Source organism: Psychromonas antarctica, from assembly GCF_022267535.1.
Taxonomy (GTDB): Bacteria; Pseudomonadota; Gammaproteobacteria; order Enterobacterales; family Psychromonadaceae; genus Psychromonas; species Psychromonas antarctica.
Genome location: NZ_JAHNZV010000001.1, coordinates 82,247 through 101,398 on the forward strand (window position 1 = coordinate 82,247; position 19,152 = coordinate 101,398).

At 40.6% G+C, this 19,152-nt stretch carries 11 protein-coding genes; 8 read left to right on the top strand and 3 right to left on the bottom strand.

Translation table 11 applies throughout. The features are described 5' to 3' along the window. Positions 1-213 precede the first annotated feature (213 nt). The 5 genes from pdhR (at position 214) to KSO91_RS00365 (ending at position 11,533) form a co-directional block, all read left to right on the top strand. A complete protein-coding gene (gene pdhR / locus KSO91_RS00345; RefSeq protein WP_238740180.1) occupies positions 214-963 on the top strand; it encodes a pyruvate dehydrogenase complex transcriptional repressor PdhR in 750 nt (249 codons plus the stop codon). 150 nt (positions 964-1,113) lie between these two features. Next, positions 1,114-3,777: a pyruvate dehydrogenase (acetyl-transferring), homodimeric type gene (gene aceE / locus KSO91_RS00350; protein ID WP_238740182.1), complete on the top strand. Its 2,664-nt coding sequence runs from the start codon at positions 1,114-1,116 to the stop codon at positions 3,775-3,777. 68 nt (positions 3,778-3,845) lie between these two features. After that, positions 3,846-5,534, top strand: a complete 1,689-nt coding sequence (aceF, locus tag KSO91_RS00355; protein WP_238740184.1) for a dihydrolipoyllysine-residue acetyltransferase — start codon at positions 3,846-3,848, stop codon at positions 5,532-5,534. Between the two features lie 103 nt (positions 5,535-5,637). After that, positions 5,638-7,065: a dihydrolipoyl dehydrogenase gene (gene lpdA / locus KSO91_RS00360; protein ID WP_238740186.1), complete on the top strand. Its 1,428-nt coding sequence runs from the start codon at positions 5,638-5,640 to the stop codon at positions 7,063-7,065. A 961-nt stretch (positions 7,066-8,026) separates the two neighbouring features. Further along, positions 8,027-11,533 carry an alpha-amylase family glycosyl hydrolase gene (locus KSO91_RS00365; RefSeq protein WP_238740188.1) on the top strand — a complete coding sequence of 1,169 codons (3,507 nt, stop codon included), beginning with the start codon at positions 8,027-8,029 and terminating at the stop codon, positions 11,531-11,533. Between the two features lie 814 nt (positions 11,534-12,347). Here the strand turns inward: KSO91_RS00365 and KSO91_RS00370 are convergent. The 3 genes from KSO91_RS00370 to KSO91_RS00380 form a co-directional block, all read right to left on the bottom strand. After that, positions 12,348-13,013: a hypothetical protein gene (locus tag KSO91_RS00370; protein ID WP_238740190.1), complete on the bottom strand. Its 666-nt coding sequence runs from the start codon at positions 13,011-13,013 to the stop codon at positions 12,348-12,350. 231 nt (positions 13,014-13,244) lie between these two features. Beyond that, positions 13,245-14,075 (bottom strand): transglutaminase-like domain-containing protein, encoded by an 831-nt coding sequence (locus tag KSO91_RS00375; RefSeq protein WP_238740192.1) that lies wholly within the window; start codon positions 14,073-14,075, stop codon positions 13,245-13,247. A gap of 208 nt (positions 14,076-14,283) precedes the next feature. After that, a complete protein-coding gene (locus KSO91_RS00380; RefSeq protein WP_238740194.1) occupies positions 14,284-15,315 on the bottom strand; it encodes a DUF21 domain-containing protein in 1,032 nt (343 codons plus the stop codon). A 188-nt stretch (positions 15,316-15,503) separates the two neighbouring features. On the opposite strand from KSO91_RS00380, the gene KSO91_RS17580 reads away from it, so the two are divergent. From KSO91_RS17580 to KSO91_RS00390, 3 genes are all read left to right on the top strand, one after another. Continuing rightward, the gene (locus tag KSO91_RS17580; protein WP_275113856.1) at positions 15,504-15,629 is read left to right on the top strand and encodes a hypothetical protein; all 126 of its coding nucleotides are present in this window, start codon (positions 15,504-15,506) and stop codon (positions 15,627-15,629) included. A 1,350-nt stretch (positions 15,630-16,979) separates the two neighbouring features. Next, positions 16,980-17,327, top strand: coding sequence for a putative quinol monooxygenase (locus KSO91_RS00385; RefSeq protein WP_238740196.1), 348 nt, complete (start codon positions 16,980-16,982; stop codon positions 17,325-17,327). A 591-nt stretch (positions 17,328-17,918) separates the two neighbouring features. Beyond that, a complete protein-coding gene (locus KSO91_RS00390) occupies positions 17,919-19,133 on the top strand; it encodes a sugar ABC transporter substrate-binding protein (protein WP_238740198.1) in 1,215 nt (404 codons plus the stop codon). Positions 19,134-19,152: the final 19 nt, after the last annotated feature.

Below are 19,152 nucleotides of genomic sequence, written 5' to 3' on the forward strand. Positions count from 1 at the left end.
AAGTCACATTTAATTAACATAAATGCAATATTTGCACCCTCTATAAATAAAAAACCGCTAAAATAGCGATAAACAGGATCTCTCCCTAATTTATTCTTGATACAGATCAATAAGAGCTAGACAGTTGTTTAAATAATTGTTAATTTTAATACTCAAAAGTAAATTGGTCATACCATTTGTAGGACGATTTAATTTCTGTTTACTAAGGGCGCTATGGCTTACGCAAAAATCAAACAACCTAAACTTGCCGATATGATTGAATGTCGTATTGAAAGTATGATTCTCGAGGGCACCTTAGAGTTGGGCGAAAAGCTACCTCCTGAGCGTGAATTGGCGATCCAGTTTGATGTCTCTCGTCCGTCACTGCGTGAAGCGATTCAACGACTCGAGTCGAAAGGACTGTTGACTCGTCGGCAAGGTGGTGGCACTTATGTCAATGATGAATTACGCGCGCAGTTAACCGACCCCTTCTTTGAACTCTTAAATACACATCCCGAATCTCAATATGATTTGCTTGAATTTCGCTATGCATTGGAAGGGATTTCTGCATATTATGCAGCACTGCGCGGTAACGCTAAAGATTTTAGGATGATAAAAGAGAGTTTTGATGCAATTGAAGAAGCGCAACAGGCGAATAACATCGAGCAGGAGATACAGAATGTTGCACTTTTTTATCTGTCTGTGATTGAAGCGTCACATAATGTGGTTTTTTTGCATCTTGCACGCGGTATTAAACCCCTACTTGAAAAGAATATTTCAGATAATGTACAACTACTCTACTCTTATCCTGAAGTGGCCAAAAAAATTCATCAGCACCGCGTGCAATTACTTGATGCCATTCTCTGTAAAGAGCCGAAAAAGGCGCAAGAAGCATCTGCAAAAAATTTAATTTATATAGAAGAAACACGTCTGGTTATGTTACGTGAAGAAAGTGTATTTAAACGCGAATTAGGGCGTTTTTAACTTTTTAAAATTAACTGCAGCGATTAGCTCTTTAGATTATTTATTGCCGCAATGGCATAAACCACGGGTAGTGGATTAATCTAAATAGTTATGACGTTAAACGCTTGGCTTAACAGCTGAGATCACCCAGTGATATAGAAGGAAAGTGTCATGACTGACATGTTAAAAAGTGATATTGATGCGCAGGAAACGTCGGAGTGGCTTGAAGCGCTTGAGGCGATTATTGAAGAAGAGGGTACTGATCGTGCGCATTTTTTACTCGAAAAATTAATTGATAAAACGCGTCGTAGTGGTGGTCACTTACCATTTAATTCAACGACAGCTTACATCAACACGATAACGCCGGGACAAGAACCACATTTTCCTGGTGACTTACCTTTAGAGCAACGTATCCGCTCTATTATCCGTTGGAATGCCTTGGTCACTGTATTGCGTGCCTCTAAGAAAAATTTGGATCTGGGTGGTCATATCTCAAGTTTTGCTTCTTCTGCGACAATTTATGATGTTGCTTTTAACCATTTCTTCCGTGGACCAAGTGATATTGATGGCGGTGACTTAGTTTATTTCCAAGGCCATATTTCTCCTGGGATCTATGCGCGATCTTTTCTTGAAGGACGGATATCACAAGAACAGCTCGATAATTTCCGTCAAGAAGTTGATGGTAAGGGGATCCCTTCTTATCCACATCCAAAACTATTGCCTGAATACTGGCAGTTCCCAACCGTTTCTATGGGACTTGGCCCCATTGCCGCGCTTTATCAGGCTCGCTTTCTTAAATATTTAACGGATCGCGGTATTAAAGACTGTTCACAACAGAAAGTTTACGCTTATTTAGGTGATGGTGAAGTTGATGAGCCGGAAGCATTAGGTGCTATCGGCATGGCTTCTCGCGAAAGACTGGATAATTTAGTGTTTGTTGTTAACTGTAACCTGCAACGCTTAGATGGTCCTGTTCGTGGTAACGGTAAAATCATTCAAGAACTTGAAGGCACATTCCGTGGTGCTGGCTGGGAAGTCATTAAAGTTATTTGGGGTCGTTACTGGGATGCTTTACTTGCCCAAGATACAACGGGTAAATTATTACAGTTGATGGAAGAAACGGTTGATGGTGAATACCAGAACTGTAAATCTAAAGGGGGGGCTTACACGCGTAAACACTTCTTTGGCAAATATCCGGAAACGGCTGCGATGGTCGCCAATATGTCAGATGATGATATATGGCGTCTAAACCGTGGTGGTCATGATCCATTTAAAGTCTATGCTGCTTATAAAAAAGCCGCTGAAACCAAAGGCCGTCCAAGTGTTTTACTTGTTAAAACGGTTAAAGGTTACGGTATGGGAGATGCAGGCGAAGGTAAGAATATCGCTCATGGTGTTAAGAAAATGGAAATAGAAGCGATTAAACATTATCGTGATCGTTTCAATATTCCGGTAGCGGATGAAGATCTTGCATCACTTCCTTATTATAATCCAGGGCCTGAATCTGAAGAAGTTAAATACATGACTGCGCGTCGTGAAGCATTAGGCGGTTTTCTACCAAAACGTCGTATGCAGACCAGCGTTGAGTTAGACATTCCAAAGCTAAGTTTGTTTAAAGCGTTACTTGCAGGGTCAAATGGTCGTGAAATCTCAACGACGATGGCCTTTGTACGCGTATTAACCGCGTTGCTTAAAGATAAAGCGATTGGTAAACATATCGTCCCTATTATTCCAGATGAAGCGCGTACTTTCGGTATGGAAGGTCTGTTCCGTCAAGTGGGTATTTACTCACGTGAAGGTCAAAAATACACACCTCAAGATAGAGAGCAAGTTGCTTACTATCGCGAAGATAAACAGGGGCAGGTATTGCAAGAGGGGATCAATGAGCTTGGTGCAATGAGTGATTGGGTCGCTGCGGCAACATCATACAGCACGAACGATATGCCAATGATTCCTTTCTATATCTATTACTCAATGTTTGGTTTCCAACGTGTTGGCGATATGGCATGGGCTGCTGGCGATCAACGTGCCCGTGGCTTTATGATCGGTGGCACAGCCGGACGCACCACACTTAACGGTGAAGGTCTGCAACATGAAGATGGTCACAGCCATATCCAAGCAGGCGTTATCCCTAACTGTATTACTTATGATCCGACTTATGGTTATGAAGTCGCCGTTATCGTACAAGATGGTATGAAACGTATGTATGAAGACCAAGAAGATGTCTTCTACTACCTAACCGTTATGAATGAAAACTACGTACAACCGGAAATGCCGGTGGGTGTCGAAGAGGGCATTCGTAAAGGTATCTACAAACTTGATGAAGTTAAAGCCTCGGGCAAAATTAAAGTACAGCTACTTAGCTCAGGTACTATTATGCTTGAAGTACGCAAAGCCGCACAGATCCTTAGCGATGATTATGGTATTAGTTCAACGGTGTTCAGTACCACATCGTTTAACGAATTAGCGCGTGATGGACAAAACGTTGATCGTATCAACATGTTGCATCCAGAAGCGCCGGAAGTTAAGGCCTATATTACCGAGCAGCTTGAAGAAAAGATCTTAACGGTTGCTTGTACCGATTATATGAAATCTTATGCAGAGCAAGTTCGTGCTTATGTACCAGGACCTTATCGTGTATTAGGCACAGATGGTTTCGGACGCAGCGATAGTCGCGATAACTTGCGCCGTCATTTTGAGGTTAATGCAAGTTATGTTGTGGTGGCGACACTACATGAATTGGCTAAAACAGGCGAAATTGAACGTTCTGTCGTGACTCAGGCAATCGCTAAATTTGCTATTGATACCGATAAAATTAACCCACTATTTGCGTAAATAAGAAAAAGTAATAGCCATGCCTTAGCGCATGGCTTCACTGTTTTTATTGATTAGGAAAAATAATTATGTCTGAATTAAAAGAATTTTTACTGCCTGATATTGGCTCCGATGCAGCCGATATCACTGAGATATTGGTTTCTGTCGGCGACACGATTACCATCGATCAAGATATTCTTTCGATTGAAGGTGATAAAGCGGCGATGGATGTTCCGTCTTCCGTCGCCGGTGTGGTTAAAGAGATCAAAGTAAAGGTTGGTGACAGTGTTTCTGAAGGCAACCTTGTTTTAATTGTTGAAGCCGAAGCCGAAGGTGAAGTGGTTGTTGATACTCCTGCTGAAGCACCCGCTGCATCGCCTGAAGTGGCCACTGTTGTTGAACAAACACCCGCTTCCGAGGCTGTTGCTGCACCCGCTGCTGGGATTAGAGAACTCAAAGAAGTTTGTGTTCCTGATATCGGTGGTGATGAAGTTGAAGTTACAGAAGTCTTAGTCTCTGTGGGTGATAGCATTGAAGCTGAGCAAGATATTCTTAGCGTTGAAGGTGACAAAGCGTCGATGGATGTACCCGCGCCGTTCGCGGGCATTGTTAAAGAGATTAAAATCGCAGTCGGTGATAAAGTTTCGGAAGGGACTTTAATATTGCTTGTTGAAACCGCGAGTGAAGGTGCTGCTGCACCGGCGGCAGCAGTTGCTGCTGTAAAAGAGGCTGCACCGGCGGCAGCAGTTGCTGCTGTAAAAGAGGCTGCACCTGCTGCGCCTGTCGCTGCGGTTGCTGCAAAAGCACCGCCAGTATCGTATCACCCGGCAAGCAACGAGCAAACGAGTGGCGGCGCGATTCATGCTTCCCCTTCAGTGCGCCGTTTATCACGAGAGTTTGGTGTTGACTTAAGTAAAGTAACCGGTACAGGGCGTAAAAAACGCATCTTAAAAGAGGACGTGCAGCAGTTTGTTAAATATGAATTGTCACGTCCTAAGGCAACAGCGTCAACCGTAACCGGTGGCGGAAATGGTCTGCAAGTTATTGCTTCACCACAAATTGATTTTTCTAAATTTGGTGAAATAGAGGAAAAACCACTTTCACGTATTCAAAAGATCTCCGGTCCTACATTGCATCGTAACTGGGTGACTATTCCTCATGTTACGCAATTTGATGAAGTGGATATCACTGATCTGGAAGCATTCCGTCAAGAACAAAATGCACTTGCAGTGAAGCAGGAGCTTGGTGTTAAAATTAGCCCGCTGGTATTTATGATGAAAGCGGTAGCTAAAGCACTACAGCAATACCCTAACTTTAATTCTTCATTATCTGTAGATGGCGAAAGTTTGATCCTTAAAAAATACTTCAATATTGGTATCGCCGTAGACACGCCGAACGGCTTGGTTGTACCGGTTGTGAATGATGTATTAAATAAAGGTATTTACGCTATTTCACGTGAGATAGGGGAAATATCTAAAAAAGCACGCGCAGGTAAATTGACGGCTAAAGATATGCAGGGTGGCAGTATGACTATCTCTAGTCTTGGCGGTATCGGCGGAACGCAGTTTACGCCTATCGTTAATGCACCTGAAGTGGCTATTTTAGGCGTATCAAAATCAGCAATGAAACCGTTATGGAATGGTAAAGAGTTTACTCCTCGCTTAATGGTGCCACTGGCTCTTTCATATGATCACCGTGTGATTGACGGTGCTGATGGGGCGCGCTTTATTACCGCGATTAACCATTACTTATCTGATCTACGTACGTTGATTCTATAATAATGTTAGCAGGTCGGCATTTGTCGGCCTTTTGTTTTGCAATTGCTTAGCAATTTAATAGACTCAAAACAGTTTTTGATGAAACACTTTGATAGAGGTTTACATGAGTAAAGAAATTAAAGCACAAGTTGTGGTACTCGGCTCAGGCCCTGCAGGTTACTCCGCAGCATTTCGCGCTGCAGATTTAGGGTTAGAAACAGTATTAATTGAAAAATATAATACGCTAGGTGGCGTTTGTCTAAACGTGGGATGTATCCCATCAAAAGCATTGTTACATGTATCAAAAGTGATTGAAGAAGCAAAAGCACTTTCTGAGCATGGTGTACTTTTTGGTGAGCCATCAACAGATGTTGATAAAATACGTATCTGGAAAGATAAAGTGGTTTCACAATTAACGGGTGGCCTGCAAGGCATGGCTAAAATGCGTAAAGTCACCGTCGTTAATGGTTTCGGTAAGTTTACTGGGCCAAATACGATTGTGGTGCAGGGTGATGATGAAAAAACGACTGTTAACTTTGATCATGCCATTATCGCCGCAGGATCGCGTCCCGTTAAATTACCTTTTATTCCGCATGATGACCACCGTGTATGGGATTCAACGGATGCCTTAGAACTGCGTTGTGTGCCAAAACGTTTGCTTATTTTAGGTGGCGGCATCATCGGTCTGGAGATGGGTACAGTGTACAAATCGTTGGGATCAGATGTTGATGTTGTGGAATTTGCTGATCAGCTGGTGCCTGCAGCAGATAAAGATATTGTGCAGATTTACACTAAGAAAGTAAAAAATAAATTCAATATAATGTTATCCACTAAAGTGACCGCGGTTGATGCGCGCGAAGATGCACTTTATGTTACTTTTGAAGGTGCTAATGCGCCGGCCGAAGCAAAAGCCTATGATGCCGTATTAGTTGCAGTTGGGCGCGTGCCTAACGGTCTTTCACTTGATGCAGAAAAAGCGGGTATTACGGTTACTGACCGAGGTTTTATCGAAGTTGATAAGCAGATGCTGACTAATGTGGCACATATCCATGCTATCGGCGATATTGTCGGTCAGCCGATGCTTGCGCATAAAGGTGTGCATGAAGGCCATGTTGCCGCGGAAGTGATAGCGGGTAAAAAACATTACTTTGATCCAAAAACAATTCCTTCAGTTGCTTACACTGAGCCAGAAATAGCATGGGTAGGTTTAACTGAAAAAGAAGCTAAAGAGCAGGGGATTAATTATGAAAAATCGGTATTTCCTTGGTCAGCTTCGGGCCGCGCGATTGCCTCTGATTGTTCTGATGGATTAACTAAATTACTCTTTGATAAAGAGACGCATCGCGTTATTGGCGGCGCAGTGGTGGGCACCAATGCAGGTGAATTATTAGGTGAAATTGGTCTGGCAATTGAAATGGGCTGTGATGCTGAAGATATTGCATTAACTATTCATGCGCATCCGACACTACATGAATCAGTAGGCTTAGCGGCTGAAGTTTATGAAGGGTCGATTACAGACATGCCCAATGCTAAAGCGGTAAAACGCAAGTAATATTACGGTTGTCGTAGATATTTATAAGGCGCTTTTAAAGCGCCTTTTTTTATGCTCATTTTTGCCGTTTTACGCTTGTATTTGTTACTTCTAGCTCTCCCCGCTTTTAGATCTGTTTTATCTAGGAAAGCTTTCGCTTGTTGTTTTGGGCTTTAACTTTTAAGGTTGGATTTCAGCCTTTACTGGTGGGGAATGATGAGTAAGCGATACACAGTTTCACAGTGGCAGAAATATACGCGCTTAACAGCAAGAAAACCCAAGGTAAAGTAAAGAGCGTTTTTAGTAACACGATGCAGAGATATAACTTAGCCAGCGCATTAGTTGCATCCTTTTTATTGCTAAGTACAAGATAAACTTATGATAGGAAGGAAGAAAGCCGCAAGCCACATTGCTAGGTTATTCCTTTTCGAAAATAAACATAGTTAACTTAATATCACAATCGAGATAGATAACGGTGTATCTATCTTGTGGATCGGCTTAGCACCTGCTTTTGAAGGCTGTAAGTATGACCTAGCCCAGACTTATCGTTGTATGTTAAAGCATCAACTTGCGCAAAATTTAGCCTTGTGTGATCATTGCTAACAGATTTTAATCCGAGTTCCCATATAAACGATATTGATGTGTCAGCTATTCGCGAAGCGTCAAAGCACAGCGTGTCGATCTCGGAGTTATTAATTTTCTATTATTAGCTATATTAATTTTCAGGATGAAGATTGTTGGTTGCTAGTGGCAAAATAAGAGGTTTTAAAGACTCGCACTTTAAAGCGACTTAAAGTTATATTGGAATGTTTCTAATTTAACTTAGTGAAGAATGGATTCTACACATAGCAACGAGATAACAAACTTTTCTGTTTGTTACCACCTGTCGACTTGTTGTCGCTTAAATTGTTATTGATTTCATTTAAATACTGAAATTAACACTGCGAGGTGCGCTTTCGCGCATGCACAAGGACGACATTAAATGAAAAAAGCAATTTTTATTGGCTTGGCGTTAGTTTCTATTAGTGCCCAAGCTGATTGGAATTTTAGGGGCACAGCCAATGGCTGGGTCTCTACCTCGCTGGAGAATGTTTCCGGTAACAATTTCCAAACCTGCCAGACTTTCGGCTCCGATAATCCCCGATTTAAAATAGATCGCTTTGGTGATTGGAGCGAAAATTACCCTGCTGGTGATTACACCGTTTCCCCTGATAAAAGTTATCAGATAATGTTTAACAGTGATACTCACAATATAACAGCAACTCAAGTAAGTGATTGTGGTGTCGTGGTTGTTGCAGACAATTGGTATTTTCGAGGCACTGCCAATGATTGGGTGGCAACCCCGATGGAGAGTAGTGACAATCTAAATTTCTGTACTGAGCAACATTTTGCAGATGCTAGCCCTCGTTTTAAGATTGATCATTTTGGAGATTGGTCGGAAAATTATCCAGTAACAGACTTTATTGTTAATGCAAATACCACCTATAACGTATGTATTAACGCTGTTACTAAAGAGGTGACGGCTGTTGTTGTGGCGGAGACTGATACGCAAGCGCCGGTAGTGAATGTTACACCTGCGGCGGGTAGTTATAGCAGCCCGCAGACTGTGACGTTGAGTGTGATTGATAACCAAGACAGTGCGCCACAGTTGTATTGTACAACTGATGGAACAATACCTTCAGCTCTGTCTGCTAACTGCAATGAACAAATATTTACAGCGGCAGACGTTAGCGCAACAGGTTCAGATCTACTATTAAAAGTATTTATGATTGATGCTTCAGGTAATAGCGCGTTAGCCAGCTTTGATTACAACATTACAACGGATGAACCATCTGAAAACACAGTGATTTATTATCAAAACAGCGCAAACCACAGTGTACCTTATCTTCATTACTGGGCTGTTGTGCCCGCTTTAACGCCAACAGTTTGGCCAGGAGAAGCACTTGAATTAGTCGCTGATGGCTGGTACAAGTTTGATTTTACACAAACAATAGTGAGCGCCAATATTATCTTTAACGGCAGCGCCGGACAAACTGCTGATTTAATATTAGATCCCGCAACACCCTGTTACCAGAATAACAATTGGGTAAGCATGGATCTGTGTGAAATTGAAGATAAAAAAGCACCTGTTGTCTCCGCATCCCCTGCTGCGGGTAATTATGAAGAGATTAGCCTGAGCATCGATCTTCTAGCTGAAGACCGAGATCCGAATGCGAGTCTCTATTACACGCTTGACGGAAGTACACCAACGATCAATTCAGCGCTCTACACTCATGCGATTATCATAACCGATATGGGCAGCGTTGATGATGCTGTGATTAAAGTTATCGCCATCGATAACAAAGCAAATCAATCGGAAGTGGCTGAGTTTATGTACCGACTCAATACAGATATCACTGCGCCAGTTGTCACCGCTAGCTTGCCAAAAGGCAGTTACACTACATCTCAAACAGTCACCTTTAGCGTTACTGATAACAATGTTGATGGTTCAGCGGTTATGTATTTAACTAAAGACGGTAGCCTGCCTGTCACCATTCAGCCTCTGTATAACAGTCAATCGATCACGCTGGACGATGGGTATACGCAGATACGCATATTAGCCGTTGATGCATTAGGCAATGAGAAAATTTACGCCTTTAACTACTATATTGGCAGCACGCCAGAGCGTACTGATTTCCGTAAAGAAACTATCTACTTTGCGATGACGACCCGCTTTTATGATGGTGATAGTAGTAACAATGTGCATTGCTGGGATGATGCTCAAGCGGGTAATCCAGATCAAGATCCTTGCTGGCGAGGCGATTTTAAAGGTTTAATTGAAAAATTAGATTATTTAAAAGCATTAGGCTTTTCTGCTGTTTGGATTACGCCACCTGTGACTAATATTAGTGGTTATGATTACCATGGTTATCATGCTTCAAATTTTCAGCAAATAGATCCAAGATTTGATAGCAATGGTGATGGTAGTGCGATGGATGAGTATCAAGAGCTCATTGATGCGGTGCATGCGCGTGGTATGAAAATTATTCAGGATGTTGTATTTAACCATTCAGGCAACTTTGGTGAAGAAAACTTACACCCGCTGTTTAAACGCGAATCGGGTACTGAGTTAAATGAAATACCGGAAATAGCGATCAGTAATATTGCACCCGCAGGTATGTTGCCTGCCAATTACAATACATTAGGTGATCTTAATACTCGACCGGGTTTACAATTCCAATCGCGAATTCGTGCGATGCGTGCGCCTTTAGATGTTGATGTTCACTATCATAACCATGATTTTAAAGGTGGTTGGGAAACCTATGAAGTTCAGATAGGCTCCATTGCTGGCGACTGCCAGGATCTCAATACAGAAAATCCGCAAGTGAGTGAGTATATTGTTGATTCTTTCAATCGATATATTGATATGGGCGTGGATGCCTTCCGCGTTGATACGGTTAAACATATCTCTAGGTTGACCTTTAATAAAGAGTTTGTGCCTGCATTTAAAGAGCGTGGTGGTGAAAACTTCTTTATCTTTGGTGAAGTAGCAACGCGTTATAGAAGTGTCTGGAATGATGGTAAACCCGCTATCTCTGCACCATTTTACACATGGAAAGAGAGCCAAAGTTACCCTTGGGGTAATATGGCTAGTAATACAGCATCAGCTCTGCAGCATTATAATGATAATTTAGATCCTAATACTCAACCATCAAGTGATAACCATGCATTAAATGGCTATGATTATCATACGCCTGATTGGAGCATGAGATCCGGTATGGACGTCATTGACTTCCCTATGCATTGGGCGTTTAAGAACACCCAAGATGCATGGGCAATGGCGGTTGGTGGCGATCATACATATAACGACGCAACTTGGAATGTCACTTATGTCGATTCCCATGATTACGCGCCAGATGGCGCGCCTGAAAATCAGCGTTACGCCGGTAGTCAGTCTGACTGGGCTGAGAAATTATCATTGATTTTTACTTTCCGCGGTATTCCAACACTGTATTACGGCTCTGAGATAGAGTTTATGAAAGGAGCTCCTATTGATGTGGGTCCAAATGCACCATTATCAACAACCGGTCGCGCTTATTTCGGAGACCACTTAGAAGGGTCTGTGAATGTCAGTGAATTTGGTGAGTACTCATCAGCAACTGGCAATATGAAAGCATCGCTTGAATACCCGCTTGCTAAACATATTCGCGCACTAAACCGCATCAGAAGAGCAGTTCCTGCACTGCAAATGGGGCAATATAAACAGTTTGGCCCCTATAAATTTGTCAGAAGATATACTCAGGATGGTGTAGATAGCATGGCACTTGTGGTTATTTCGGGTAATGCAACTTTTAGTGGCTTACCTAATGCGCATTGGGTCGACCTGGTCACAGGTGATACCCAAGTCGGTACGACCGTCAACGCATCTGCACAAGGGCAAGGTAACATCAGAGTTTATGTGATGAACGGTGAGAAAATTGAAGGGTTAACAGGCGATTATATTAAATAATCGTTCCCTTAGGCGTTATATTTGGAGGCTGCAATCTGATTGCAGCCTTTTTCTGGCATCTCAGTATTTCTGCCTTGAAATTCTTTTTGCTTTTCTTTAATTTATCTTTGCGTTTGTCTGCTGCAAGCTAATTTTCTAGCGATGTAAGTTTCCGCTCTAATCGTTTTTGTAATGCCAATCCCGACGCTACGCTCAATCGTAATAACTAGTAATTACTCACCGGTTGCCTTTATTTAATTACATGCTTATGTAGATGACTCAGGTTGTTTTTTGTAAAAAGATTAAAACCACTACCACGCACACTTCATGCGACTGCTAAACTGCGTTTCGGTTCGCATTCATTAACAGAGGCGCTGCGCGCTACACAGAGAAAAAACTAATAGACTAAAATATAAGATAATTATTATTTTTTATGTTTTTCTATGTTTTCCCTCATTTTACTCTGTGGTGCGATTTTTTGACTTGTTTTTATCTTTCCCCATTTTTACCTGAGTTAAGTGCATAAGCATGTGTAATTATTATCCTACACCAACTGTGAGCATTTTATTAACGGATTGTTATAATTTTCATTGTTGCAGTTTAGCCCTTACCGACAAGTAAGGTTGCATGCTTTTTGAGCTGAAAATAAAATAGGCGACGAAGATCTTAGCCTCGTTGATTTGTCTAAAAAGAGCAGGAGTGGATTTAGACCACAAAAGCATCGATATATTTATAATACTAACTTCAGGGGGCTGATTTTAAAGATAATTTAGCTTTCATCATCCTTAGTCGAGGTTAAAGTAACAAATCCAACTGCCGCTTTCATTACTTATTCTTATAAGCTTAAAAGCCCTGTTTGTTTTAATTTACAAATTTGATTCAAAAAAGAATTAATGCGGTAGGGTTGATAGCGAATCGGGATTTTATTCTCTAAAGCTGGAATAGGTTTGGGGTCTTCACGAAGGTGTGTCAAAATTAAAGTTAATAAGCCAGTGAGGTAGTCTTTAAATTGCTCACTTTTATATAGTTCATACCAATTGATGATGGTGTCATTACGATACGCCTCAATAAGTGGTCCCATTTTATAAGTGTGACGTTCAATTTCTTCATCCCCCATGCAATACTCTTTGACTAACTGCAAAAAAAGATCTAAACACTCACCACGCGGTACAATCGAAAAAAATTCATTTACATTAGCTTTATTTCTATTTTCATCTTGAGTGTTAATGATTCGATATAAAATCTCGAACATATGAACAATGGTTCTATCTAAAATACGTTGCTTAGGAAAACGCTGATCTTGAATATCTTGTGCGATTATTTTATAAAGCATCAATAAATCGATATTAGTGACGACTTGATTAGATAACTTATCTGTTACTGAGGCAGGAATTCGGTTCGCTAATAAGGTGTTATTCACTGACGTAGTAAGCTCGCTCTGAATTTTTTTTTGTGTTTTATCTGTGGGAACAAATGAATGCTTAGTGGTGTTTGTGAACATTTATATCCTTGAAACAAGTGAAAATCAGTGCCGTTATTTATTATTGAGTATATCAAAATATTTTGTTGAGTGTACTTGGCTATTTAAATCAATATGAAGTAGGTGCTGTTTTGTTTTTAATTTTTATAGCATCCCTCTTTTAGCTCATATGGCTAACGGTTCGCTAGCACTATTCGGCGGTGATTGTTTATTTACCCTCAATATTAAGTTTGTTTAGGAATTATTAATGAGCTAAGCGGTTGATACGGGAGCCCCATTATTGTATAGAAGGTTAGAATCAGCCGATGTCGCCTCCACTTTAATAAACTGCATCGTAGCTTGACCGACAATATTGGCAAATGAAGTGTCTGCCGCATCACGGCCAATACCAATTCTCACCAACCCACTTACGGGGGCCATTCGAGTGGCATCAAAAAGATACCAGCGATCTTCTAAATAAACTTCAAAAAATCCATGAAAGTCTGGTGGCTCTAACCCAACGGCATAGCCCGAAACATAACGAGCAGGAATGCCCAAAGCACGACATAGCGCGATGCTCACATGAGCAAAGTCCCGACAGACGCCAGCACGCTGGATTAATACATCACAAGCACTGGAAGACGTATCGGTGCTACCCGCAACGTAATCAATATGCGCATTTACCCAATTACAAATCTCATTAACTCGCGAGTATCCTCTTTGTAACTGGCCAAATTCTTTCCAGGCAAACCGTCCGAGACGGTCAGATTCACAGTACCGACTAGGGTTTAAAAATGGCAGTACCGATGTCGGTAATCTTTTATGCTCAACTTCATTTAAATACCTGATCTGCTCGATTTCTGGTGATAATAGCACTGTCGCGCTGTATCTAATGCTCAATTCGCACGGCTCCACTTTTAAGCGCAGACCACGGCAACCAAAGTCATTAAGCGGACACCACTCACTATCAATAGAGGGTGATATAGTGAGATTTTCTTCTACCGTTTGTTGATGGTCAGTATTGGCCGCTGCAATGTTAAAAACAAAGCTTGCAGCCGAATCAATAGTGTAAATAAGCTCTGATGATATTTTCACAAAATACATAATCGATGCCCTGTAATAACTGATGATAGTCGTAGCGATCAATAAATACGCCTGACGCGCTTCCTCCTTAATTCAAAGCCACGTACTCGCGCATTAGTATGTGTAGCATAATAGACAGATCCTAGCGAATATAGTCCTGATAAGTGCTCGTTTACAAAGATAAACAGTGGCCCAAAAGCGCAGAGGAGGGACGTCCATTTAATCCCTATTACTTAGATTCTTGATTTTTCCCGATGCCTTTTAGCAAACGTCCTAGAATATCTGCTCCTGTGATGATGCGTGGCATATCAGTCCAGACTAAAATAACATCATGATCTAAGACTTCATCGGTCTCCACCGCTGTCCCCTGAGCTTCTTTCAATTTTTGCATCGCTTGTCCTAAGGTGCAGTTCGCATGGTGTATGATTAACGGACGATGGCAATACTGGTAAGGGTCGGTATTTAATTCATCGGTTAATACTGAACGAATAAAACCATCCGCATCTATCACTAACAAAGGTTGTTGCAGAGCATTGGCTAAAATTACCCATTTATGACCAGAAGCATTCACATCCTGGATAAACTGTTTGAAAGGTTCACTGCCTCGCTCTGGAATAATAGGTAAGTCGAGTTTACAAGGTAATTGAATTAAACTTTGAGGATCTAGCTCTTCTCCTTCACTGGTGATTGGGATATCGTCAATTTGTAAGAAATTAATCGCCCCGATTCCCTCTACATGCTGCACTTCAGCTTCATCTGCGTCTATATGTGCTGTGATAATAGCTTTAAGTTCTTTCTCTCGGAAATAGGTAATGCCTTCTCTACCCAACCAACCATCTAAAATTAATGCAGACAATTTAGCTACGGGGAAAAGTAATACCTGATAAATACGGATAACGGGTGTGAGTCTTGAAGCTACTTTGAGGGCGTTACGAGAAAAGTAGGCTTGTGGAAATATTTCCCCTAAAAAAGTAATGGCCACAGTGGAAAACAAAAAAGAATAAACACCGGCCAGCACTGAATCTGATAATAATGTCAGTAATACATTAATGGAAACATTACCCCATAGTATGGTCGATAATAAAAAATTAGAGTCCTCACGCATATTTAAAATAACCTGCGCCTCTTTACTACCTCGCTTAGCCTCGACTTCTAATTGTAAGCGACTAATACTAAAAAAAGCTAAGTTTAGCCCAGAAAAGATAGCAGATTGGGTGATACAAAATATAATGCCCAACCAAATAAGAAGGTCTAACGTCATTGCTGAGCCCTTAACTAATCATCGAATGGTCAGTATTATACTCTGAAAAACAATAGTAATAACAAAGTGTTTATCTGTTTTATGCTATTTAAGTTGCACATATCACGCCATCAGAGCGAAATATCAACCATAAAAGTGACCGCAAACTATTTCAAGCTAGAGCATTAAAATCAACTCTGTTTAACCGTTTGAATGTAAGTGAAGATCTCCTGCTGCATATTAAAGGTGCAGCAGGCGCTAAAAATAGTGTGGATGCCTTTGATGGGGTACTTGCCGTTGCAATTGAAGCGAAAATAAAAACGGATGCGGGTTAGGTCGCTTTTTATAATACACAAAGTCTGACCTTTATTAAGGCGCTTTATGTGGGATCATTACCCGATATGGTAACCTTTACCACGGATGGAAAGCTGTTATTAGTCGCTATTGAGGGGGGGAGCCTTCCGATATGAATTCTGCGCTGAGAAGTCGCGATTATCGATACCGACGGGCAGGGAAAAGCATTCACCACCGATGTTACACACGTTGGTTTTGATGCCGGTCCTCGTTTCCATGAGCTTCCTAAACAGTTAGTGTTAAATGGCTTTAATGCCAGTATTGAGCCAGATTTAGAGCCGGAATATATTGCGGGGAATAAATCAGTTACTAAAGTTTATGTGAGTTTGCAGGGAAAAAATGCCATTGCGGTGATTGATCTCTGAGAGTGAAGTCATGCCTGAATGTAAGGACTGAGATTGGCGAGGGAAACGATTTACAGCACTCTCAATTATTCTTTACCTAATATAAAAGCAAACGTTAAGTCAAAATTAAGGTTGGGGGTTTTCAGGGCTTAAAAGTAACATTTAAAAATTTTATCTTTAAATAAATATTTTCAAATTAGTGAACGGTGTGTAATAAAGCTACACTTTTTGTGTCTTTTCGTGATGTGCATCTTCTTTTTGTGGGTTTTTTGTTGTTTTTTATGTTTTTTTATTTCTCTTTGGGCTTGTTTGCAAGTGTGATCTAGGTTACATTTGTTTTGTCCAATAGGGACGGGTAACAAACAACAAATAGGAAATTATCATGGATATTTTATTTTTTTATGCAGGTCGTAACTTTTCAATATTTAAAACCAATGAACTTGATAGACGCGATTTTGACCCAACTTTCTTCAGAAAATAATGAAAGAGTCTGAGATTAGAAAAAATCAAACTTTAAACAGTAGTGCAAAAGCGGAGGAATTTTCTTCCGCTTTTTTATATGCAAATAAAACCTTTTGAAAGTAATGGAATGCGGCAAGCTCTGCTAAAGTTCAGCTCCTCACAACGCCTCCCAAGATAGCCCTCAATTAATAAATTAGCAGTTAACACACTTTATTATGAATCATTTATTGAGCGGTATTTTAGCTAATTGTATTACGCTGAGTATTATCTCGCATGCTCATAAACATTTAATGCTTGAATTCCAAAATGCTGTTGTGGTCTATATAGAAATGAGTAACGGGCAGGTTTGCGCACATTTCATCACGCAGAGCGATATAGTTTGATGTTAATTTTTGCCAAAGTCGCGTAAAATGTTTGTCTTAATATGATGATTCAATTAGATATAAGACGGCGTCTGTCTTTAATTAAAATACGCAGATCATTATTTATACACACCTTTAATCCATTAAATTTAGCAAGGTTACTATGTCTCAAAAAATATACTGTATCGCAATGTTTCAACCTAAAACAGGAAAAGTAGACGAGTTGTTTAAAGTATTACAAGCACTTGAACCAAATTCACAACGTGAGGATGGATGCATTCAATATTTAGTCACACGCCATATTAAAAATGATTTTGCACCGGGTACAAGTTTTCCTATTGTATTTAATGAAGTCTGGCGTGATAAAGCAGCTTTTGATGCACACTGTCAGCGTAAAGAGATTGTTGCTTTTTTTGAAACGCATTGTGTTGCAGAAACCGGTTTAGTTGAAGATTACAATGTTTGTGTCTACAGCGATCAGCCACAATATTACGATCAACCTGTATTATAAAAGAAAAGCTTTAGAGCGATTTAAGTTGTTTTAATGGCAAAAGATATTGCACTTTCATTATTTAGCCCCCGAGTTTAAGTGATGGCGAACAAAGTAGAAATTAACGAAACAGGGAAAAAATGATTATCTATATCTACACTTAATAGCGCCGTGATAGATCACTATATTAGTTATATTGTTGAGGATATATTCTCAGCAGTCTGGTGACGCTGTTATTTTTTTGCCGATGTTAAAGTCAATATGCACGAATAAGTGGCTGATTTATCTTTTCACATGCCAATCAAGTCAATGCTTAAAGCTAGATCTTGTTCATAAATAAGAAAAAATATTCAGCTTTTCGGCTTGTTTGTCGACAGCCGCCTATGTTGTAGATTGAGAGATGGTAACCTATAAATTAGAATATACTAATCAAGGGGGGGGGACGTGAAGACAGCTCGACTTAAATTAAATACTGAGTGAGCATGAAATAATGGATTACTCGTCTTTTATTCGCCCTCTGACATAAACTTATCAGTCCTTCGTCGCTAAGGTCGGAGATTTTTTGCAGGCAATACCGCTGCGTAAATATTTATATAAATGGATTTATTTGATATGAAAAAATTGACCCAATGCACATTATTTATTATTCCCTTTGTTGTAAATCTGTTTTTTTCTACGCAATTATGGGCTACTCCAAAAATAATTTTCTGGAATGCTCATCAGCATGCTAATTATGTGGTGAAGCTGGTTGAGGAATTTCAAAAATCATCTGCTATTGAAGTTGAGCTTTATCAATTTCTTTCTCCTAAGCTCAGAGATGAGGTGTTAACACAAGCTAGAACCAATCAGTTGCCTGATCTACTTTATGTCCCTGGTGATTTTGTTGGACTCTATCGAGAGATTAACCTAACGCCTGTTCCCGCTGACTGGCAGAACACGGATATTGAACCACGGGTGCGAGATGCGGGTAAAGTGGATGGTAACTATTATGGTGTGCCCTTATTTCAAGGGAATCATCTGATGCTCTTCTACAATCGCTCACTGGTAGAAAAACCGATAGCGACTTGGGGGGAATTAAAAACTCAAATGAAAGATTTTCCTGCTGATATGCAATACCCTATTACTTGGAACTATAGAGAGATGTACTGGCTGGTGCCATTTATGTCTGCATTTGGATCGTGGCCATTAGAGGGGGATAAAATAACGCTTGATACGCCACAAATGCAACAGGCACTGACTTTTTATAAAGCCCTCGCTAATGACAACGTGGTCGATACTAACTGTGATCATGATTGCAGTGTCGAGCGGTTTAAAGCAGGCAAGTCAGTTTATATGATAAATGGAGATTGGGTTATTCGCGATCTTGAAAAAGCGATGGGGGATAAACTTGGCATAGCAATGCTGCCTAAAATAGGGGATAAAGTTATGCGTCCTATGTTTAGTAGCTATGTGTTGGCATATCCAAACTTATCTAAAGACAGTCTTAAATTTGAGATGCTTAAGAAATTTACGCAGTTTGCTCAGAGCAAGCAGGCTCAAGAGATAATCCGCGATCAAGGTGGATTGATGCCAGTGAACAATCAAGCGTTGACGCAAGATGCACGGGCAACAACTGAGAATAACAAAGTAGTGATAAAGCAGATGCGCTCAACTAAAACGATGCCTACCAGTCCCAATATGAGTATCGCATGGTCAGCTATGAGTAAAGGTTTTAACCGCCTAATGGATCATAATTATACTGTTCAGCAAAGTGTGCAACTCATGCAGCGAGTGGCCGATAGGGAAGTAAAACGACGTAAAAAGGTTTCCAATCCGAGCGATAAATAAATATCGATAAATTAACTGA